Source organism: Synechococcus sp. MU1611 (assembly GCF_020514255.1).
GTDB lineage: Bacteria > Cyanobacteriota > Cyanobacteriia > PCC-6307 > Cyanobiaceae > Parasynechococcus.
The window spans coordinates 184,895-204,659 of sequence record NZ_VTLC01000002.1; the positions used below are offsets into that span (position 1 = coordinate 184,895).

General features: G+C 60.1%; 18 protein-coding genes and 1 pseudogene. 13 read left to right on the forward strand and 6 right to left on the reverse strand.

Annotated features, from left to right (window positions below; genetic code table 11):
• Positions 1 to 50 precede the first annotated feature (50 nt).
• The 4 genes and pseudogenes from FZZ92_RS05410 (at position 51) to FZZ92_RS05425 (ending at position 1,988) form a co-directional block, all read left to right on the forward strand.
• Positions 51 to 764, forward strand: a complete 714-nt coding sequence (locus tag FZZ92_RS05410; protein WP_226422750.1) for a rubrerythrin family protein — start codon at positions 51 to 53, stop codon at positions 762 to 764.
• Between the two features lie 100 nt (positions 765 to 864).
• The gene (locus FZZ92_RS05415; RefSeq protein WP_226397462.1) at positions 865 to 1,380 is read left to right on the forward strand and encodes an NADPH-dependent FMN reductase; all 516 of its coding nucleotides are present in this window, start codon (positions 865 to 867) and stop codon (positions 1,378 to 1,380) included.
• Positions 1,381 to 1,450: 70 nt separating this feature from the next.
• Positions 1,451 to 1,624 (forward strand): annotated as a pseudogene (locus tag FZZ92_RS05420) (pirin family protein); the annotation flags it as partial.
• Positions 1,625 to 1,781: 157 nt separating this feature from the next.
• A complete protein-coding gene (locus FZZ92_RS05425) occupies positions 1,782 to 1,988 on the forward strand; it encodes a hypothetical protein (RefSeq protein WP_186570867.1) in 207 nt (68 codons plus the stop codon).
• A gap of 2 nt (positions 1,989 to 1,990) precedes the next feature.
• Here FZZ92_RS05425 and FZZ92_RS05430 read toward each other — a convergent pair whose 3' ends face one another.
• The 4 genes from FZZ92_RS05430 to FZZ92_RS05445 form a co-directional block, all read right to left on the reverse strand.
• The gene (locus tag FZZ92_RS05430) at positions 1,991 to 2,245 is read right to left on the reverse strand and encodes a hypothetical protein (RefSeq protein WP_115024581.1); all 255 of its coding nucleotides are present in this window, start codon (positions 2,243 to 2,245) and stop codon (positions 1,991 to 1,993) included.
• A gap of 126 nt (positions 2,246 to 2,371) precedes the next feature.
• Positions 2,372 to 5,185, reverse strand: a complete 2,814-nt coding sequence (gene gcvP, locus FZZ92_RS05435) for an aminomethyl-transferring glycine dehydrogenase (RefSeq protein ID WP_370631249.1) — start codon at positions 5,183 to 5,185, stop codon at positions 2,372 to 2,374.
• 113 nt (positions 5,186 to 5,298) lie between these two features.
• Positions 5,299 to 5,688, reverse strand: a complete 390-nt coding sequence (gcvH, locus tag FZZ92_RS05440; protein ID WP_226397464.1) for a glycine cleavage system protein GcvH — start codon at positions 5,686 to 5,688, stop codon at positions 5,299 to 5,301.
• Between the two features lie 10 nt (positions 5,689 to 5,698).
• The gene (locus FZZ92_RS05445; protein ID WP_370631250.1) at positions 5,699 to 6,934 is read right to left on the reverse strand and encodes an aminotransferase class I/II-fold pyridoxal phosphate-dependent enzyme; all 1,236 of its coding nucleotides are present in this window, start codon (positions 6,932 to 6,934) and stop codon (positions 5,699 to 5,701) included.
• Between the two features lie 203 nt (positions 6,935 to 7,137).
• Between FZZ92_RS05445 and FZZ92_RS05450 the strand changes: the two genes are divergently transcribed.
• From FZZ92_RS05450 to FZZ92_RS05490, 9 genes are all read left to right on the forward strand, one after another.
• On the forward strand, positions 7,138 to 8,049 hold the full coding sequence (locus tag FZZ92_RS05450; RefSeq protein ID WP_166016295.1) for a fatty acid desaturase: 912 nt from the start codon (positions 7,138 to 7,140) through the stop codon (positions 8,047 to 8,049).
• Positions 8,050 to 8,126: 77 nt separating this feature from the next.
• Positions 8,127 to 8,585 (forward strand): 50S ribosomal protein L9, encoded by a 459-nt coding sequence (rplI, locus tag FZZ92_RS05455; RefSeq protein ID WP_186570874.1) that lies wholly within the window; start codon positions 8,127 to 8,129, stop codon positions 8,583 to 8,585.
• A 71-nt stretch (positions 8,586 to 8,656) separates the two neighbouring features.
• On the forward strand, positions 8,657 to 10,063 hold the full coding sequence (gene dnaB / locus FZZ92_RS05460) for a replicative DNA helicase (RefSeq protein WP_166016292.1): 1,407 nt from the start codon (positions 8,657 to 8,659) through the stop codon (positions 10,061 to 10,063).
• Between the two features lie 85 nt (positions 10,064 to 10,148).
• Positions 10,149 to 11,120: an AraC family transcriptional regulator gene (locus tag FZZ92_RS05465; RefSeq protein ID WP_226422752.1), complete on the forward strand. Its 972-nt coding sequence runs from the start codon at positions 10,149 to 10,151 to the stop codon at positions 11,118 to 11,120.
• An 86-nt stretch (positions 11,121 to 11,206) separates the two neighbouring features.
• Positions 11,207 to 14,800: an Ig-like domain-containing protein gene (locus tag FZZ92_RS05470; protein ID WP_226422753.1), complete on the forward strand. Its 3,594-nt coding sequence runs from the start codon at positions 11,207 to 11,209 to the stop codon at positions 14,798 to 14,800.
• A 39-nt stretch (positions 14,801 to 14,839) separates the two neighbouring features.
• On the forward strand, positions 14,840 to 16,771 hold the full coding sequence (mnmG, locus tag FZZ92_RS05475) for a tRNA uridine-5-carboxymethylaminomethyl(34) synthesis enzyme MnmG (protein ID WP_226422754.1): 1,932 nt from the start codon (positions 14,840 to 14,842) through the stop codon (positions 16,769 to 16,771).
• Positions 16,772 to 16,795: 24 nt separating this feature from the next.
• Entirely contained in the window at positions 16,796 to 17,464 is a 669-nt protein-coding gene (locus tag FZZ92_RS05480) for a pilus assembly protein PilZ (protein ID WP_226422755.1), read from the forward strand.
• A complete protein-coding gene (locus FZZ92_RS05485) occupies positions 17,461 to 18,060 on the forward strand; it encodes a chorismate lyase (protein WP_170952202.1) in 600 nt (199 codons plus the stop codon). The genes FZZ92_RS05480 and FZZ92_RS05485 overlap by 4 nt, the downstream gene beginning before the upstream one ends.
• Before the next feature lie 90 nt (positions 18,061 to 18,150).
• Positions 18,151 to 18,588, forward strand: coding sequence for a hypothetical protein (locus FZZ92_RS05490; protein ID WP_166016282.1), 438 nt, complete (start codon positions 18,151 to 18,153; stop codon positions 18,586 to 18,588).
• Here the strand turns inward: FZZ92_RS05490 and FZZ92_RS05495 are convergent.
• On the reverse strand, positions 18,585 to 19,112 hold the full coding sequence (locus FZZ92_RS05495) for a hypothetical protein (RefSeq protein WP_226422756.1): 528 nt from the start codon (positions 19,110 to 19,112) through the stop codon (positions 18,585 to 18,587). The two genes, FZZ92_RS05490 and FZZ92_RS05495, sit on opposite strands and share 4 nt — an antisense overlap.
• A 105-nt stretch (positions 19,113 to 19,217) precedes the next feature.
• Positions 19,218 to 19,760 carry a SprT family zinc-dependent metalloprotease gene (locus FZZ92_RS05500; RefSeq protein WP_226408790.1) on the reverse strand — a complete coding sequence of 181 codons (543 nt, stop codon included), beginning with the start codon at positions 19,758 to 19,760 and terminating at the stop codon, positions 19,218 to 19,220.
• Between the last annotated feature and the right edge of the window lie 5 nt (positions 19,761 to 19,765).

The window sequence follows — 19,765 nt, forward strand, 5'->3', positions numbered from 1 at the left end:
ATAGCGGGTATGAGTTAGGAGTAGTCTGTTGGAACGATCGCTTCTCCTCGATGGACCTCTCCAAGCCATCCACCCACACCAATCTCGAAGCCGCATTCGGCGGCGAGAGCATGGCCAACCGCAAGTACCTGTTCTTTGCGGATGTGGCCAAACAACTGGGTCACAAAGACCTGGCCAAGTTGTTTCGTGAAACCGCGGTCCAAGAAACAGAGCATGCCTTTGCGCACTTCCGCCTACTGCATCCCGAATTAGTGGTGGGCAACCCCGACCAGCTCAGCGACAACGAGAAGCAAGCGATGCTGACCCGCTGCCTGGAACTGGCGATTGAAGGCGAAACCTACGAGTACACAACGATGTATCCGGAGTTCGCCGCCCAGGCCCGTCAGGACCGGGACAGCGGAGCCGAGGCGGAATTTGCCGAGCAAAGCAGCGAATCCAAGGAGCATGCCGGCACCTTCCGGACAGCCGCTAAGAACTTCGGCCTGCTAACACCGATCGAACAACATCACGCCGAAACCTATGGCGTCGCCCTGGAAGCACTGCAAGGAAAAGGAACGGCAGGCCAAGCCGATCAACCCCTTCCAGGCAAATGGATCTGCAAGGTGTGCTCGATGATTTACGACCCCGCCGAGGGAGATCCGGATTCCGGCATCGCCGCAGGCACACCCTTTGAAGCGATTCCGGACGACTGGGAGTGTCCGATCTGCGGTGCCCGCAAAGCCAGCTTCGTCCCCTACCGGGAAGCCGAGTTGAAGGCCGCCTGACCCTTACTCCCAGGTCCGTCAGCGCATCGTCCAAGCGCGGCGGACCTTGTTGTGAGAACAAGCGAGAACTTGCACGATTCAATCAAGTTCAGAATTCTCCATGCCCTCCGATCTCATCGTTCTGACAGCAAGCAATGGCGAGAACCTCAAGCTTGCTGAACGGTTCGTGAAGGCCGCAGCAGCTCAGAACGCCACCGCCGAACTGATCGACCTCACGCAGCTCGACGTGCCCCTGTTCACACCGAGAGTCAAGGAAGCGGGTGCTGGCCCTGATCTTGTGACCCTGCACAACAAGCTCCAGCAAACTCCGCGCTGGGTGATCTGCGCACCGGAATACAACGGCTCCATTCCGCCATCGCTCACCAATGCCATTGCCTGGCTCTCGGTGACAGGAGATGACTTCCGATCCCTCTTCAACGGGCGACCAATTGCCATGGCCACCTTTTCCGGTGGTGGCGGCATGGAACTGCTCCTTTCCTTGCGCATCCAGCTGACGCACCTTGGAGCCCAGGTTGTCGGGCGACAGCTGCTTAGCAACTACGCCAAGCCACCCCAAGACGAGTCCATCACCGACCTGGTGCAACGGCTGCTGCAGATGACTCCCCTCGAGCTCTGAAGCGAACCCCTCAACCCAAATACCCCCTTTCCACGCGATCAACCTGACCGCTGTTGTCAACACTTCATCAATGCGGATGCGCCCGGCTTCCGAGCGCTTTCTCACCCAACTGGACTGGCTTAAGTCGTGGCACAGCTTTTCGCTCGGCCGCCATCAGGATCCGAACTGGATGGGCTTCGGCACCTTGCGGGTGATCAACGACGACACCATCGCTGCTGGAAAGGGTTTCGGCATGCACCACCACCTGTGGGGGCACGACTGACAGACCGTTGCAATCTCGCAAGCTGATCTCCGTTTGACCACTTGAAACGCAGCAATCCGGAAGAGATTCGGTGCAAGCGCGTAACACCAGATCTTGCGCCCTGAAATGACGGAGTCACTTTCAAACAATCCCTTGAGCGATGGGATTCATGAACGGTCATGAGACCGCGGTGCGTTACCGCGGCTTCCTTCTGATGCCTCAAACCAATCGAAGCTGGTTGGTGCGACCTGAACGCAGCCCCATGCGGCTTCTGCCGTTCCGAACACCGACCTGCTCATTGGCCGACGTCAAAGCCCTTGTGGACTGGCGTCTTTCGCAGGAAGCATCAGAAATCGGAGTGGCCTGAATTCAGGCCGCTGCCGGTGGTGGGGTGGGATCGCCCACCGGTTGAAGGGGAATGACGAGGGTGGCCCAGTGATCGGGCCGCTCAGGGCGACTACGACGGGAGCGACGGGTGCCGAACGGAACCCGAATCACATTCGTCCCTTCAATCGACAACGTATGACCACGATTGAAGGCCGACTCGAGACCGTCCGGAAGTTGAGGAAGGGCAGGTCCTTCAACGGTCCTGAGGCCAGATTTCTTGATGTTGTCCCGATCCATGGTGTCCCCCGACAGACGAATCAGTTGTCGAACAGTTTGACCGAACCCGCAAGGGCGATGAACGGAATCAAACCAATTTTTCCACTTTCAGTGAAAATTTACACGTTCTGATGCCCTCGCACCAGGTCAAACCGCCAGAGCCACCTCTTCCACAGAGGGACAGGTGCAGATCAAGTTGCGGTCACCGAAGGCGTTGTCAATCCGAGCCACAGCTGGCCAGACCTTGTTCTCCTGCTGACCCTCCATGGGGAATGCGGCCTGCTGACGGCTGTAGGGACGATCCCAGTCATCCGCTGTCACTGCAGCCAGGGTGTGCGGGGCACGCTTCAACGGGTTGTTCTGAGGGTCGATGGCGCCGTTTTCGATGGCACGAATCTCCTCACGGATCGCCACCAGGGCATCGGCGAAGCGATCCAACTCCGCCAGGCTTTCGCTCTCCGTGGGTTCAACCATCACCGTTCCAGCCACCGGCCAGCTGACGGTGGGCGCGTGGAAGCCGTAATCCATCAAACGCTTAGCGATGTCATCCACATCGATTCCTGCGTCCCTTTTCAACGGCCGCAGATCAAGGATGCATTCATGGGCCACGCGACCGGTGCTGCCCCGAAACAGCACGGGGTAATAGGGGTCAAGCCGATGGGCCAGATAGTTGGCTGACAACAGCGCCACGGCACTGGCCTGCCGCAGGGCATCCGCCCCCATCATCCGTAGATACATCCAACTGATCGGCAGGATGCTGGCGCTGCCGAGCGCTGCTGCGGAAACGGGTCCGATGGCGGCTGAGGTACCAGCTTGCAACGGATGACCCGGCAGGAAGGGCGCCAGATGCGCCGCCACACCAATCGGTCCAACGCCTGGGCCACCGCCCCCGTGGGGGATGCAGAAGGTCTTGTGCAGGTTGAGATGGCACACATCGGCACCGAACGCACCAGGACGGCAAAGCCCGACCTGCGCATTGAGGTTGGCCCCATCGAGGTACACCTGCCCACCGTGCTGATGCACAACGGAGCAGATCTCACGGATGCCGGTTTCAAAGACGCCGTGGGTGGAGGGGTAGGTGACCATCAACGCCGCCAGCTGATCGGCATGCTCAGCAGCCTTCGCAGCAAGATCCTGCTGATCGATGTTGCCCTCGTCATCGCAGGCGACAGCCACAACCTTGAGTCCGGCCATGACGGCACTGGCGGGGTTGGTGCCATGGGCGCTGGTAGGAATCAGACAGATATCGCGATGGGCCTCCCCGCGGGAGCGGTGCCAGGCGCGAATCACCAGCAGCCCCGCATATTCCCCCTGAGAACCGGCATTGGGCTGCAACGACACGGCTGCAAACCCCGTCAGAGCCGCCAACCATCGCTCCAGATCGTCGGCCATGCAGCGATAGCCCTCCGTCTGATCCACTGGAGAAAACGGATGCAATGCCGCAAAGGCAGGCCAACTCACCGGCTGCAGCTCAGCGGCGGCATTGAGCTTCATGGTGCAACTGCCCAAGGGGATCATCCCGTGCACCAGGGAAAGATCACGGCTCACCAACCGTTGGATGTAGCGCAACAGCTCCGTCTCGCTGCGGTACTGATGAAACACCGGCTGGGTCAGCCAGGGTTGGCTGCGCTGCGGCAGGAACAGGGACTCGGGCAGCGCAGCCTCAAGCTCTGGTACCTCCTGACCGCAGGCCTCCGCCAGGAGCCCCAGGAGCACTTGCAGCTCCCGTTCATCCGACAACTCATCCAGGCTGATGCCGAATCCGGTGGCGTCCGCCGGAGCGGCGCCATCTGGCAGCACCCGCAGATTGAAGCCTGCTGCTGCTGCCGCGCGGTGGACGGCCGGCGCCGCCGCACAGTGCACGGTGACGGTGTCGAAGCGGTCCGCCAAAGCCAGCGGATACCCGAGAGCCTTCAGGCCCTGCTCCAACTGACTGCGCAGCCCAACGATGCGCTGGGCGATGGCCTGAAGGCCGTCGGGGCCGTGGTGCACCGCATAGAAAGAAGCCATCACGGCGAGCAACACCTGAGCAGTGCAGATATTGCTGGTGGCTTTGTCACGGCGGATGTGCTGCTCACGGGTCTGCAGCGCCAGCCGCAGGGCCGAGCGGCCTTCTACATCCTTGGACTGCCCCACCAGACGACCCGGGATCTGGCGCTTGTAGGCCTCAACCGTGGCGAAAAAGGCGGCATGGGGGCCACCGAATCCCATCGGCACCCCCAGGCGTTGGGCACTGCCCACGGCAATGTCAGCCCCCAGGGATCCAACAGGCGCCATCAGGGTCTGGGCCAACGGATCGATGGCCACAGTGGCCAAAGCGCCAGCCGCATGGGCCGCTTCGATCACGGCAGTTGGATCCCATAGACAACCATCAGCCCCGGGCAATTGGAGCAGAACTCCGAACACGGACGCATCGATCGGCGCCGTTGCCGGGTCGATCCGCTCAAGGGTGATGCCAAGGGGTTCCGCGCGGGTCTGCAGCACGGCCCAGGTCTGCGGCAGCACATTGGCGTCCACCAAGAACCGGGTCGCCTCGGGGCGACGGCAAACCCCAAAGCTGAGGCTCATGGCCTCCGCTGCTGCGGTGGCTTCATCCAGCAGCGACGCGTTAGCGATCGGCAAACCCGTGAGCTCACTGATCAGGGTTTGAAAGTTGAGAAGGGCCTCAAGACGGCCTTGGGCGATTTCCGCCTGATACGGGGTGTATGCGGTGTACCAGGCCGGATTTTCAAAAACGTGGCGCTGAATCAGAGCCGGTGTTGCTGTGCCGTAGTAACCCAACCCAATCAAGGAGCGTCGAAGTGAATTGGACTCGCTCAGCTCCTTCAGCTGTCTGAGGGCTTCCGCCTCTCCACAGCCCTCGGGCAACGCTTCGTAAGGCGGCGCTGGGTCAAGGATGTCGTCGGGCACGACATCAGTGATCAAACCCTTCAGATCGCTGTAGCCGAGCGCGTTTAGCATCCGGCTCTGTTCCGCCGCACTCGGGCCGATATGCCGCTGCGAAAAAGGAGAAATCAACGTCTGAAGCAGCGGCTCACAGGGGAGATCGTAAGAGCCGCATCCCGCCCTTGAGGTCAGCCGGCGTTGACCTTGGCGCTGTAGGCCTCCGCGGTCATCAGGCTCTCGAGCTCAGAGGGATCCGCCGGTCGCAGCACCAGCAGCCAGCCCTCGCCATGGGGATCGTTCTGCAGTTCCTCCGGACTGGCCAGCACCGCTTCATTGCGTTGCACCACCTCACCGGCAATGGGCGCGTACATGTCTTCGACGGCCTTCACCGATTCCACCGATCCGAAGCTGGTGCCCTTCGCCAGGTTGGAGCCCACGTCCGGCAGATCGACAAACACGATGTCGCCCAGCTGATCAACGGCGAAGGCGCTAATGCCCACCCTCACCAGCTCGCCATCGGCGTTGGCGTATTCGTGGCTGTCGGCGAAGCGAAAAGAGTCGGGGAACGCGAACGCCATCGACGCACTTTCAGGTGATCCCAGTTTGCGTGAGATTGATCAGTCCTGCCGCATTCAGGTCACACAACGCACGGGACAACGCCAGGCGGATGTGGGCCCGATGGGTGCCGCCCTGCACGTACAGGTTGAAGGGTTCCCGTAGCGGCGCATCGGCCGAAAATTCACTGGTAGAGCCGTCAATGAACGTCCCCCCTGCCATCACGAGATCGGAGGCATACCCCGGCATGGATGCAGGCACCGGATCGAGGTAAGCGCCAATTGGTGATGTCGACTGGAAGGCTCGACACACGACTTTGAGGGCTTCCGGACTTCCCAGCCGAACCGCCTGAATCAAATCGCTACGCACCGCGCCCGGCATGGGATTCACAGGGAAACCAAGTCGCGCGAACACCCCCGCCACGAGATCCGCGCCGATCAATGCCTCCGACACCATCTGCGGTGCCAGGAACAGGCCCTGCAGCACCAGCCGCTGCAGGTCAAATCCAGTGCCGCCCTCACGACCGATCCCCGGCGCCGTGAGCCGGCAGCAGGCCTGCTCGACAAGATCAGCCCGTCCGGCGATGTAACCGCCAGTGGGGGCAATGGTGCCGCCGAGATTCTTGATCAAGGATCCAGCGATGAGATCCGCACCAACAGCGGTTGGCTCCTGCTCCTGCACCAACTCGCCGTAACAGTTGTCGACAAAGACAACGCAGTCGGGCTGGCGCGCATGGATGCGTTCACACAGCCTTGCGATCTGATCGACCGTGACCGAGGGCCGCCAGCTGTAACCACAACTGCGCTGGATCAGCACCATCCGACAGGACTGCTCCAAGGCCTGACTCAACGCCACCTCATCCACTGCCCCGTCGGGCTGCAGATCGATTTCGTCGTAAGCGATCCCGAACTCTGCAAGGGAGCCTTGACCCTGACCGCGGAGACCGATGACCTCTTCCAAGGTGTCGTAGGGGCGCCCAGTGATGGACAGCAAACGATCACCGGGCCTCAACACCCCAAACAACGCTGCCGCAATGGCATGGGTGCCGCTCACGAATTGCAGGCGCACTGCTGCGGCTTCGGCCCCCAGCACCCGGGCAAAGACCCGATCCACCACCTCACGCCCTTGGTCACCATGGCCGTAGCCGGTCAGCGAAGTGAAGTGCTGTGTACCCACACGCTCAGCCGATAGCGCATCCAGGACCCGTTGCAAACGCAGCTGAACGGACGCCGTCCTCGCTGCGGCAAGTTCAGCCTGATCCCTTGCCACCACTTCGATCAGATGATTTGCGATTGCACTAATCACCCGTTTCCTTGCTGAGTTCTTGCCTTCATAGGTCCTGACCGACGCGACTCTTACGAACGTGCCAAGCCTCTGCACTTCGTGAACTCCTTTAGATTTCTGTCACTAACGGCACCATCCGCTCCACGGTTTCCCTGTCTGAGCGGCTTGTCAATTTCAGGAGAATCCGATTGGTTTCCTCGCAAACAGCTGACACCCGTGAGCTTCGCCAGCGGGCAGCGGTGGTGGCACGGCGTGAGCCCCTGCCAGCTCGTCAGCGGAAGCTGAAGATGGGTACCACCAGCTTCATGCTGGTGATGCACGTGCTAGCCACCGTGGCCCTGCTCCCAAGGTTCTGGAGCTGGCAGGGCGTTGTGGCTTTCGGAGTTTTGTACTGGATGACTGTGCTGGGCGTCACGCTTGGCCTGCACCGTCTGGTCGCACACCGCAGCTTGGTGGTTCCGGTATGGGTGGAGCGCATCCTGGTGCTCATGGGCACCCTCGCCTGTCAGAGCGGTCCGATCGAGTGGGTGGGATTGCATCGCCATCACCATCGCTTCTCCGATCAACCCAATGATCACCATGACGCTGGGCGTGGGCTGTGGTGGAGCCACAGCGAATGGATGCTGCACGACATCCCTGCTTTAAGAGAGCTCGACCGTTACGCCGGCGACCTTCAATGCGATCCCTTTTATCGCTGGCTCGACCGCTGGTTCCTGCTCCTTCAAATCCCCCTGGGACTTGGGCTGTACTGGTTCGGGGAAGCTGCACAGGTGCATGGTGGAGGCCTTGGCTTGGTTCTGTGGGCCATCCCGCTGCGCCTCGTGGTGGTTTATCACGTGACCTGGCTGGTGAATTCAGCCACCCACGCTTTCGGATACCGCAACTTCGATTGCCCTGACCTCTCGCGCAATTGCTGGTGGGTGGCCTTGCTCTCGTTCGGTGAGGGTTGGCACAACAACCACCACGCCCACCCCGCAAGCGCTCGCCACGGTCTGCGCTGGTTTGAATTCGACTTCACCTGGCAACACGTGCGGCTGCTCAAGCGTCTTGGTCTGGCAAGCCGAGTCCGCACTGCTCGTTACGTCAACGAAGCCTCCTGAGGCTCTGAGACTTCTTACCAACAGGCCACGTCGTAACGTGGTCGATCGCACCCGCCTTCATCCATCGTTCCGGTCCCATGCCTAAGCGTGTAAAAGTCGTTCTGAATGAGGACCTCCTCAGCCTGGGCAAGGACGGAGACCTGGTGGAAGTTGCTCCGGGTTATGCCCGTAACTTCCTGCTCCCCTTCGGCAAAGCTGTGCCCCTCACCCCAGCGGTGATGAAGCAGGTGGAGCACCGCCGGGCCAAGGAAGCTGAACGTCAGGCAGCTCTGAAGCAGGAAGCCCTCGACTTCAAGACCGCCCTTTCCACCATCGGGCGTTTCACCGTCAAGAAGCAGACCGGGGAAGACAACGTTCTGTTCGGCACCGTGACCAACGGTGATGTGGCCGAAGCCATCGAAGCAGCCACCAAGAAGGAGATCGACCGCCGCGACATCCTGGTGCCTGAAATCCATCGCACCGGCAAGTTCACCGTCACGGTGAAGCTTCACAGCGAAGTCACCGCCGAGATCAACCTGGAAGTGGTCAGCTACTGATCCCTGATCAAACAACACTCAAACGGCTCATCCGAGCCAGAGTGTGATTCCTTTCGTAACGCCCTGCCGCCATGGTGAGCGTCCCCCTGCCAGAGAAGAATGATGGGGGACGCCGTGGTTATGGCCAGGGCCGTCGCGACGACGAGCCGAACTTCGAGGCCCTACCCGATTCCGTCCCGCCCCAGAACCTGGAGGCGGAAGAGGCAGTGTTGGGGGGCATCCTGCTTGATCCTGATGCAATCGGCCGTGTGGCTGACGTGCTGCAGCCGGAAGCCTTCTATCTGAACGCCCACCGGGAGATCTTTCGCACCGCCCTGATGCTGCACGGCCAGGGCAAGCCGACCGATCTCACCGCCATGAGCGCCTGGCTGGCCGACACCGGCGCCCTCGAAAAGGTAGGCGGCAACAACCGACTGGTGGAGCTGGTGGAGCGGGTTCCCTCCACCGCCTCGATCGAGCAGGTGGCCCGGCTGGTGATGGACAAGTTCCTACGCCGCCAGCTGATCCGCTCCGGCAACGAAGTGATTCAGCTGGGATTTGATCAGAGCCTGCCGATGGAGCAGGTGCTGGACCAAGCGGAGCAGAAAATCTTCGCCATCAGCCAAGAGAAACCCTCCAAGGGTCTGACCCCCACAGCCGAAATCCTCACCCAGACCTTTGAGGAGATCGAGAGCCGCTCACTGGGCACCTCAGTGGCAGGCATCCCGGTGAACTTCTACGACCTGGATGCGATGACCCAGGGCCTGCAACGCAGCGACCTAATCATCGTTGCCGGCCGGCCAGCCATGGGAAAAACCTCGATCGTTCTGAACCTGGCCAAGAACGTTGCCCAGCTGCACGACCTGCCGGTGTGCCTGTTCTCCCTGGAGATGAGCAAGGAGCAGCTCACCTATCGCCTGCTCTCGATGGAGGTGGGAATTGAAGCGGGCCGACTGCGCACCGGCCGACTGCAGCAGGAGGAGTGGCCCCTGCTGGGCCAGGGCATCAACAGCCTGGGACAACTGCCGATCTTCATCGACGACAAGCCCAACTCCGGGGTTTTGGAAATGCGCTCGCTCTGCCGTCGGCTGATGGCCGAACAGGGCAAGGAGCTGGGGCTGGTGATGATCGACTACCTGCAACTCATGGAAGGCTCGGGCTCGGACAACCGGGTGCAGGAGCTGTCGCGCATCACCCGGGGCCTGAAGCAGATGGCCAGGGAACTGAACGTGCCAGTGATTGCCCTCTCCCAGCTGAGCAGGGGTGTTGAGTCACGCACAAACAAGCGACCGATGCTCAGCGACCTGCGGGAATCGGGCTCGATCGAGCAGGACGCCGACTTGGTGCTGATGATCTATCGCGACGAGTATTACAACCCGGAAACCCCAGACCGAGGCATCACCGAAGTGATCGTGACCAAGCACCGCAACGGACCGGTGGGCACAGTGAAGCTGCTGTTCGAGCCCCAGTTCACCCGCTTCCGCAACTTGGCGGCCTGATCCTTCAGGGACGCTTGAAACAGCCGGCCATGGAACACAACATCAGAGCCGAAAACGCGCGACAGACATCAGCCCAACAGACCCGGTGAAGCTCCTCGATGCAATATTCGAGAGTTGCGGAGACCTGCAGGAGCTGTTTCAGCCGCTCTCTCCAGATCTTGTCGCCCTGCAACTGAGCTGCAGCCGCCTCAAAGGACGGCTGCAGGCCTGGGGGTTTGACGGATTTCGATTGAATCTGCTGAACACCAATCAAACCCTGTTCCTCAGCGGCTCGCGGCGCCATGAACCCTGCACCCTGGCCCTTCCTTTGAATCCATCAGAGGGCGAGGTTGGCTACAAGGCCCAGGGCATCACCATGCCGTGGCCGGGCCTGATGGGATACAACCGCGGCTTGATCGATTTCGATCTCAAACTTCCCGCCGGAGCCCAGTTGGCAACGGTGGTGATCAGCAAGGCGGCCTGGCTCGATCGCCATGCTCAGCAGGCTGGGCCACTGATGTTGAAACGCTGGGAAGAGAGCAATCAGCTGGAAGTTCGAACACCCCTGTGTGATGAGCTTCAACGCCAACTGATGGCACTGATCCATAGCCAAGAAGATCAAGAACAGACAGAGGATTCTGATCAGCTAATTCATGCCCTGATCCAGTGCTTTGAAGATCCAGCGGCACAGACGCTGCCCATTGCCAAACGGGAAGCGCGGCACCAGGCGGCAATCGACCTGCTGCACTGGTGTGCCCAGCATCCCAAAACACCACTGAAGATTGAGGAGATCAGCCGCGAGATTTTTCAATCACGAACATCGCTGTTCCAAGGATCCAAAGAACACTTCAAGCGCACACCCCTCGAACTGCAACGCTCGGTCCGATTGGATCGTGTGCGGCAGTTGCTGCTTAACCGCAAACAGCGCTACAACCAAGGCCTCACGGGCGTGAGCGACATTTTGGAGGCGATGGGCTTCAGCAGCCGCAGCCATTTCGCCCATCGCTACCAGCAGCACTTTCATGAGCTGCCCCACGAAACGCTCCAGCGCAGCCATCGAGCCTCCCAAAAGCTTTAAGGCCAGCAACTGCGTACTTTTCGGCCCCTCTGGTGCTGGACGAACAGCTCATAATGCGCCGAAGGATCTGAGAGTTTTCTGAGAAGGTGAAGCTGGACGAGCAGCTTTATCAAAATTGGCTGCTCCAGCTCCAAACCTGGGCAGCGAACGGGCGCCTCTTCTCAGCAGGCGTTGATGCCCTGCGGCTGAAGCCAGGCCAAGCGACGGACCAGCTGAAGCGCATCGCCAATCGGCTCGCGAAGGGTGAGACACGTGGCCTTCCCCCCATTGAGGTCTTGCCGGGCAGCGCCATGCCTGGGGCAGCCGGCGCCTATGCCAGCGGCAATAACACGATTTATCTCAACGCCAATTGGCTGGCAAGCGCGAGCCATGCTCAAGTTATTGCGGTTCTGAATGAAGAACTCGGCCACCACCTTGACGCACAACTCAATAACAACGATACAGCCGGTGATGAAGGCGAACTGTTTACATTATTGCTCACCGAAGGGACTCTAGAAAGTCTCAATTCGGATCAACTTAGAGCAATCAGATCGGAGCAAGATCAAGGATTAATCAAAACACCTGACGGCACAAAGAGGGTTGAATTTGCAACGATCAACGGAACAAATGCAGCGGAAACACTTACTGGCACAGCTGATGCCGACACAATCACCGGCGGCAATGAAGGCAAGCATGCCGCCGGTGACACGATTTATGGTCTAGGAGGCGCCGACACACTCTCGGGTGGCTCAGGCTTTGATTACATCTATGGAGGCGGAGGTGCCGACAATATTTATGCAGGATCAGTCGGCGGCTTTGGCGATGCAACGCGCAATGGCTTGTTTGGCGGCGAGGGAGATGACCTGATTCATGGCGGCAAAAAGCAAGACGTCCTGCGTGGTGATGGCAATCAGCAGGGCCTCGAAGTTCCAGACAATGCCGGTAATGATGAACTGCATGGAGGCAACGGCCATGACCTGATCACAGGTGGCTATGGCAATGATTTCCTATCCGGCGGCCAAGGGGATGACTACCTGGATGGCGGGCCTGGCTCAGACATCATCCAAGCAGGCAGAACAGGAGATGCAAAATCAGGATTTACGGATTACTACTACCAGCACGACGGCCACTCAACCATCTGGACAAGTGCGGCAGACCTATCGGGGAGCTCGACATTAATCAATGGCGAAACAATCACATTCGCCAACGGCACAGACGTCATTTATGACTTCCACCACATTGACGACCAGCTCTATCTGCCTGGCACAACTTTCAATGCTATTAACGGCGGAGATGGCCTTAACAATTTAACCCTTGGCTCCAACTACTTCATCCAAGGAACTTGGTCCATCAGCGACTCTGGAACAGCATTAACTCAATTTCAAGCCAGCAACTTCTCCGGAAGCTTTACCACTGGCGAAGAGACCACAGACAAGGACTTCCTTGTTCTATATAACGTCGATTCAGAGAACTTTTTTAATGCTGATAACACCAATTTCTTAATCCTTGATTTTGATGACACTGGGGCTAATAGCAGTTCTTCATCAGAGCCAGCCGACATGGCTGCTGATCCAAGCGAGAGCTTGCGTGAACTGCCGATCCGAATCACAGGCCCAAGTGGGGACAGCGGCGACAGCAGCATTGAATATTCCATGCAAGATGGAGACACCTCAGTCCACACATTTACCAATGGATCAACAGCCGCATCGAAGTCGACTTACTGGGCCATTGTTGGCGGAGACGATGAGAGCTTGTTAAGCATTAATGAGACAACAGGCGCCCTGAGCTTTGTTACTGCGCCAGATTTTGATAATCCAAGCGATAGCAATACAGACAACACCTACAACATCATCATTCGGGCGAGTTACTCAAACGAAACAACATCCTCATCACGCTCCACCGATTACCGCAGCGTTGACGTGATGCAGACCATCGCGATCACGATTGACAACACGCCACCCACCATTGCCATCATTGATGACGATGCCGACGACTCTCTGAGTGCTGGAGACACAGCAACCCTCACCTTCACCCTTTCAGAAGCATCCACCGATTTCGTTGAATCCGATATCCCCGTTTCCGGTGGAACCCTCTCCAACTGGAATGCTGCTTCCGCAACCTCCTACTCAGCCACATTCACTCCCACCGCCAACAGCTCCACCGATGGTGTGATCTCTGTTGCCAGTTCCAAGTTCTCCGATTCTGCAGGCAACACCAACAACGACGGTTCCGATGCCAACAATTCCATCACCTTTACGGTCGATACCGTCAGACCAACAATCGGCATCACTGAAGATGATGCCGATGATTCCTTAAGTGCTGGTGATACATCCACACTCACCTTCACCCTCTCAGAAGCATCCACCGATTTCGTTGAGACCGATACCACCGTTACCGGTGGGGCTCTTTCCAACTGGTCCGCTGTTTCCAGCACCGTCTACACCGCCACCTTCACACCAGACACCAACAGCACCACCAATGGCGTCATTCACGTCGCCAACGACAAATTCTCTGATGCTGCTGGCAACAACAACCAAGACGAAACTGACGCCAACAACACCGTCACCTTAACGGTCGATACCACCACCACGCCAACTCCAAACCCTTCGCCTTCCCCTTCTCCCTCTCCAACTCCAACTCCAACTCCAACTCCAGAGACGACGTCAGAGAAAAGCGATATCTATCTCCTCCTCGATACCTCCACATCGATGCTCCACAGCGAAGGTAGAAATCACAGCAAATTCCAATTCCTGCTTGCACTAGAAGCCTTCGCACAAGACGCTGAACGCGCTGGCTATCAGTTTCAACGCCGCAGCACAGGCAACACAATCAGCTACACACAATTACTGCAAAAGCTGGCCAAGCAATCCAGCAGCCGCGCCATCAAAGAGCTCAACAACTACACCATTGTTGACAACCCCAATGACGAAAAAGATGCCGATGATCTCGACATTCATTTGATCACTTACAACTACCACGTCGATCACAGCACCTTCACCCTCTCTCGCTCAAATCCAAGCAGCGGCATTGACACCATGCAAGCCATCCTGTCGCTCAAAATGGCAGGAGAAGACTTCGGTAATTCAATAAAAAACAACTCAAAATGGAAAGAGCTTGGCCTCCCCAAGCCCAACCGCTACGACCTCCATCAGGGCCGTTCAAATAGACCTTCCAACCTCTATGCCGGCACCGAATTGCTTGGTGCCTTGGAAGGGCTCGACTATCTCCTCACCAACAAAGCCAACGACCCCAACCGGCGCGATCAATCCACATCCATCTCCCTCGTTCTCGATGGCAGGCCAGAACGCCGCAGTTGGTGGGACACCAGAACCAACGCAGCCTCGGATTCCATCACCGGCCAGGCCATTCCGCTTCCCGAAACCCTCGGCAAAGAAGACATCACCACCTCTGGCCTCCTCTACGACACCAAGGGCAATCCATATTTCTTCCAAAACAACCAAGGCCAATGGCAGTGGAAACAAATGCAAAAAGACCTCAATGCAGCCCTCGATCAGCTCGCTGATCTCTCCACAGATCCCAACAAGATTCAGGTCAACACCTACGGCCTGAACAGCACCGGCAGCACCTCCCTCAACGCCACCTATCAAGACCTCTTCTCCAACCAAAGCTTCGATAACTCCTCCAGCAGCTGGACCTATTCCCACCAAATCATCCAATCCCTACAAGACCTCAACCTCTGAGCCAAGACAGGCACTTCTGCAGAACCGGATAATGAAGCCATGAGCTTCAGCGCCGCCCCCACCGAATCCTTCGACGTGATCGTGGTCGGCGGCGGCCATGCCGGTTGTGAAGCGGCCATCACCGCCGCCAGGCTTGGCCTGAACACCGCGCTGTTCAGCCTCAATCTCGATCGCATCGCCTGGCAGCCCTGCAACCCGGCCGTCGGTGGCCCCGCCAAAAGCCAGCTCGTCCATGAAGTGGATGCCCTCGGTGGGGTGATCGGTCGCCTGGCCGATGCCACCGCCATCCAGAAGCGCATCCTCAACGCCAGCCGCGGCCCGGCGGTGTGGGCCCTGCGCGCTCAAACCGACAAGCGCCTCTATTCCCGCCAGATGCTGCAACTGCTGCAGCACACCCCCAACCTCGCCCTGCGCGAAGCGATGGTGACCGGCCTGGAAACCAGCGGTGAAGGCGATCAGCAACGCATCAGCGGCATCCGCACCTATTTCGGCAGCGTCTATGGCGCTGAGGCGGTGATCCTCACCGCCGGCACTTTCCTGGGCGGCCGCATCTGGGTGGGCCATCAATCCATGGCCGCCGGCCGCGCCGGTGAACAGGCCGCCGAAGGCCTCACCGAGGCTCTCCAGCAACTTGGCTTCCACACCGACAGGCTGAAAACGGGCACCCCCGCCCGGGTGGACCGGCGCAGCATCGCCCTCGATCAACTGGAGGAGCAGCCCAGCGATGCGGCCGATCGCTTCTTCTCCTTTGACCCGGCCGCCTGGGTGAGCGGTGAGCAGATGAGCTGCCACATCACCCGCACCACGGCAAAAACCCATCAGCTGATTCGCGACAACCTGCACCTCACCGCCATCTACGGCGGCGTGATCGACAGCAAAGGCCCGCGCTACTGCCCCTCGATCGAAGACAAGATCGTTCGCTTCGCGGACAAGGACAGCCACCAGATCTTCCTCGAACCAGAGGGTCGCGACACCCCGGAGATCTATGTGCAGGGCTTCTCCACCGGCCTGCCGGAACCGATCCAGCTGCAACTGCTGCGCAGCCTGCCGGGCCTGGAGCAAGCCGTGATGCTGCGGCCGGCCTATTCGGTTGATTACGACTATCTGCCCGCCACCCAGCTCAAGCCATCCCTGGAAACCAAGCGGGTGCGTGGCCTGTTCAGCGCCGGCCAGCTCAATGGCACCACGGGCTATGAAGAAGCCGCCGCCCAGGGCCTGGTGGCCGGCGTCAACGCAGCCCGGCTAATCGGCAACCAGGAGCCGGTGCACTTCCCCCGTGAGGGCAGCTACATCGGCACGATGATCGACGATCTGGTGAGCAAAGACCTGCGCGAGCCCTACCGGGTGCTCACCAGCCGCAGCGAATACCGCCTGATCCTGCGGGGTGACAACGCCGACCGCCGCCTGACGCCACTGGGCCGTGAGCTTGGCCTGATCGACGATCGCCGCTGGCAGCTTTTCGAAGACAAGCTCCAGGCGATGGAGGACGAAAAGCAGCGGCTGGAAACTGTGCGCCTCAAGGTGAGTGATCCAGTGGCCCCGGCGGTGGAGCAGGAAACGGGCGCAGCCATCAAAGGCTCGATCACCCTGGCCGACCTGCTGCGCCGACCCGGCATGCACGCCGCGGATCTGGTGCGCCATGGCCTGGCCGATGCCGACCTGCCCCTGCCGGTGCGGGAAGGAGCTGAGATCGACATCAAATACAGCGGCTACCTGCAACGGCAACAACAACAGATCGATCAGGTAAAACGCCAGAGCCAGCGCAAGCTGCCTGCCGATCTGAACTACGCCGGCATCGGCACCCTCTCCAACGAAGCCCGCGAAAAGCTCGCTGCGATTCAACCGAGCACCCTTGGTCAGGCCAGCCGGATCCCCGGCGTCAGCAAGGCCGACATCACAGCCCTACTGATGTGGCTGGAACTGCAGAAAAGGGAACACCAACCCCTCGCCCCCACCGCAGAAGCTCGATAGCGTTGGCGTCCTGAAACGTCTGCGGTGTCAGCACGGGTTCCCACCTCACGCGCCTACTGGAACCTGCGAGCCGAGCAGGTGATGGACCAGGTGTTTGACCATGAGACGGTCACCGCCCCGAGCCAGCCACACCTCGTGCCGGTTGATGTGGATGTGCACGAACCAACGGCAGCAGCACCCGAGCGCCGCTCCCCTACCCCCTGGCTGCTTCCGCTGATAAGTGGCGTCGCCGTTGCCGGGGTGATCTGCAGCGCCTGGCTGGTAAGCAGCCTGCAGCGCTCCCGCCTGGACCTGGAACGGCAGCAAAGCGTCGCCATGATCGAGCGGCTGCGCGACCAACTCGCTGCGCAGGAGACCCGCCCAGAACCAACGGTCACGCCCGAGGAGGCTTCAGAAGCGGTCTTGAGCCTGGAACCGCTGACCCTGCCGATCAAACAGCCGTTGACGGCCGTTCCCCAAAGCAGCGATCAAGCCCCGGCTCCGATCGAGCCCACCCCCCAACTCACAGGCGTGGTGCAGGGCCCGGGTGGAACCAGTTCCGCCATTTTTCAGCTGGGACAGGGATCGGTGTCCGCCGGCATCGGTGATGCCATCGGCAGCAGCGGTTGGGTTCTCAACAACGTCACCGATAGCGGTGCTGTGATCAGCCGCAACGGCCAGAGCCAAACCCTTTCGGTGGGAGGACTCTTCTGAACCCCACCCAGCGACTTCACCCATCACCGCACCAGCTCTGGCAAGCCCCCACCGACGCCGTGCTCTCGGCGGAGGGACCGCGACAACTACCAGGACCCTGGCGGCTGATGCTGCTGGGTGATGGCAGCCCAACCCGCCACCTGCGACTCCTAACCGGTTCACCAGTCGCCGTGGATTTGATCGCCATGGAGGCCGACCAGAGCGACCACCCCGGGGCACCGGAGGAAGTGAAGGAACTGATGGCACCCTTGCTGCGCCGTCAGGTCTGGCTGACCTGCGGCGGCACACCCCTGGCCTGGGCGGAAAGCTGGTGGAACCAAGCTGAAGCGGATTGGCACCTGCGGGACCGAAATCAACCGATCTGGAAAAGCCTGACGGAAGGACGCTCTGAGCTGTTCCGGGAGGTGGACGGCTTGGCCCTGGTGGAGGGAGATTGGCTCGACCAGACCTTTGGCTATCGCGGCCCGTATTGGAGCCGCCACTACCGCTTCTTCCGCCAAGGCAAGGCCCTCACCGTGATTCGCGAAGTGTTCAGCCCCCAGCTCGAAACCTGGCTCGGGCCCACGCTGCGCCAAGAGTTTCAACAAAGTTCATGAACAAACCCTCGAGTTTGTTGGGATTTGCTCTTGACAACTTGCCAAGAGTTGTGCTCTCAGGAAGATGTAGGCACTTCGGTTCACCGTGTCATGGCTGCCACCACCTCTTGGCTCAGCCTCACCGACCTCGGTCGGATCTACGGCATTTCAGCCATTCACTGCGGCAAGACCCTCGAGCATCAAGGCTGGCGTGACCGTCGGGGTCGCCCCACCCAGAGCGCACTCGACGCCAATGCCGCCATGCAGACAGGGCCCCACGGCCAAGGGCGAAGCGTGCTCTGGAACCGCGAAGTCTGCAGCCATCTGCTGGAACAAAAGGGGTACGAGCCCATGAGCCGCAGCCTCCAAATCGAGCAGTGGACCCAACTGCTGGAGGCCCTCCAGGTTGGATCGCCGTCAATCACCGCCACAGCCGACCAAATGGCGGAAGAAATGCCCGGGGAACTGCTCGACGACGTAAACCACCAGCTCGCCGAACGAGGCTGCCGCTATCGGGTCAACCCACGTTCGCTTCACGCCAGCCGTTAATCGGCCCGGCGGCGACTGGAACGCGGCAGAGCCCGTCTTGCGGAAGTCGGATTCGGAGCCTCTTTTGGCTCCTGACGGGGGGTCGTTTGCGCCGACCGTGACCAGCGCTGAACTCGAAAGTTGTCATCCTCCGGCCAATCCTGCTGATCTGATTTGAACTCCTGAGCCAAAGGCGGCGTTGACGTTGGCACTGGTGCCGGCACAGAACGGCGGCTCCGGCGTGAAATCGCATCGAGGGGGCGCCGGGCTGATCGCATGGAACGCCCGGGCTCCGGGCGGCCCCGCCCGGACTCTTGCCAAGGCTCCTGCCAGTCGTCGTCCTCTTCCAGCAGCCACTCGACTTTTTCACCGACCCAGCGGCCCACTGAATCGAGGTCCAAACCGGAACGCCGCTGCCCGGGTCGTTGTCCAGGCCGCCGGCCGGAGACACCATCGACGAGCTGACGTCCGGTTTCCAAAAATTGGTCAAGACGGCGATCCCGCTGATCACGGAACCGGTCCAACCGATCGAAGCGCTCCTCCATCCCCTGACGTTACCGACGGCGGCGGCGCAACCACTGTTCCCGCCGCAATCCCAACAACACAATCACCACACCACCGCATTCAAGGGACAGCCAGAACACCTCCATCTAGCCCTCCGCCTCCACATAACTGAGCACACAGCTGGCATCCCAGCGGCCGTGAAAGTGCTCGACGCAACAGGCGCGGCAGGCGGCATTGCGCGTGCGTCTCCGGCAAGGAGTGCGACGCCCGCAGCGGGGACAGACCGCCAGCCAGCGGGGCGGCCGGGGCGGCACCGGATAGCTGTGGCGAATGCTCACCTGAAAGCGACTCTGGGCCGCATTGATCGCTGCCATCCGAGCTCGGAACAGCGGTCCATGGCTTTCCCGGCGGCGCTGCACCAGATCGACCCAGGCGTGGATCATCTCGTGACAAAGCGTGCTTTCCGTAGCGGTCTGCGGCAGCGGTTCCAAGACGGGACGCGACAGAACGATCTCGCTGCCGCGTCCCTCGCCCACCCCTGGGCCACGCCGATAAAACCCCGCGGTGCGGCTCATCCGCCCATCACTCCAACGCACAGCCGTCAGCGGCTGCCCAGCATCCACCAGAACACCTCCGAAATGCTCCCGGTTGAGGCGGTGAAACAACGGCAGCAGGGGCTGCAAAGGCACAGAGC

Excerpts from the sequence above, each read along its gene's own strand:
- FZZ92_RS05410 (WP_226422750.1), top strand. The coding sequence starts at position 51 with ATGGACCTCTCCAAGCCATCCACCCACACCAATCTCGAAGCCGCATTC.
- FZZ92_RS05495 (WP_226422756.1), bottom strand. The coding sequence starts at position 19,112 with ATGGAGGAGCGCTTCGATCGGTTGGACCGGTTCCGTGATCAGCGGGAT.
- gcvP (WP_370631249.1), bottom strand. The coding sequence starts at position 5,185 with ATGCTAAACGCGCTCGGCTACAGCGATCTGAAGGGTTTGATCACTGAT.
- rplI (WP_186570874.1), top strand. The coding sequence starts at position 8,127 with ATGCCTAAGCGTGTAAAAGTCGTTCTGAATGAGGACCTCCTCAGCCTG.
- mnmG (WP_226422754.1), top strand. The coding sequence starts at position 14,840 with ATGAGCTTCAGCGCCGCCCCCACCGAATCCTTCGACGTGATCGTGGTC.
- FZZ92_RS05415 (WP_226397462.1), top strand. The coding sequence starts at position 865 with ATGCCCTCCGATCTCATCGTTCTGACAGCAAGCAATGGCGAGAACCTC.
- FZZ92_RS05490 (WP_166016282.1), top strand. The coding sequence starts at position 18,151 with ATGGCTGCCACCACCTCTTGGCTCAGCCTCACCGACCTCGGTCGGATC.
- FZZ92_RS05425 (WP_186570867.1), top strand. The coding sequence starts at position 1,782 with ATGGGATTCATGAACGGTCATGAGACCGCGGTGCGTTACCGCGGCTTC.
- dnaB (WP_166016292.1), top strand. The coding sequence starts at position 8,657 with ATGGTGAGCGTCCCCCTGCCAGAGAAGAATGATGGGGGACGCCGTGGT.
- FZZ92_RS05430 (WP_115024581.1), bottom strand. The coding sequence starts at position 2,245 with ATGGATCGGGACAACATCAAGAAATCTGGCCTCAGGACCGTTGAAGGA.
- gcvH (WP_226397464.1), bottom strand. The coding sequence starts at position 5,688 with ATGGCGTTCGCGTTCCCCGACTCTTTTCGCTTCGCCGACAGCCACGAA.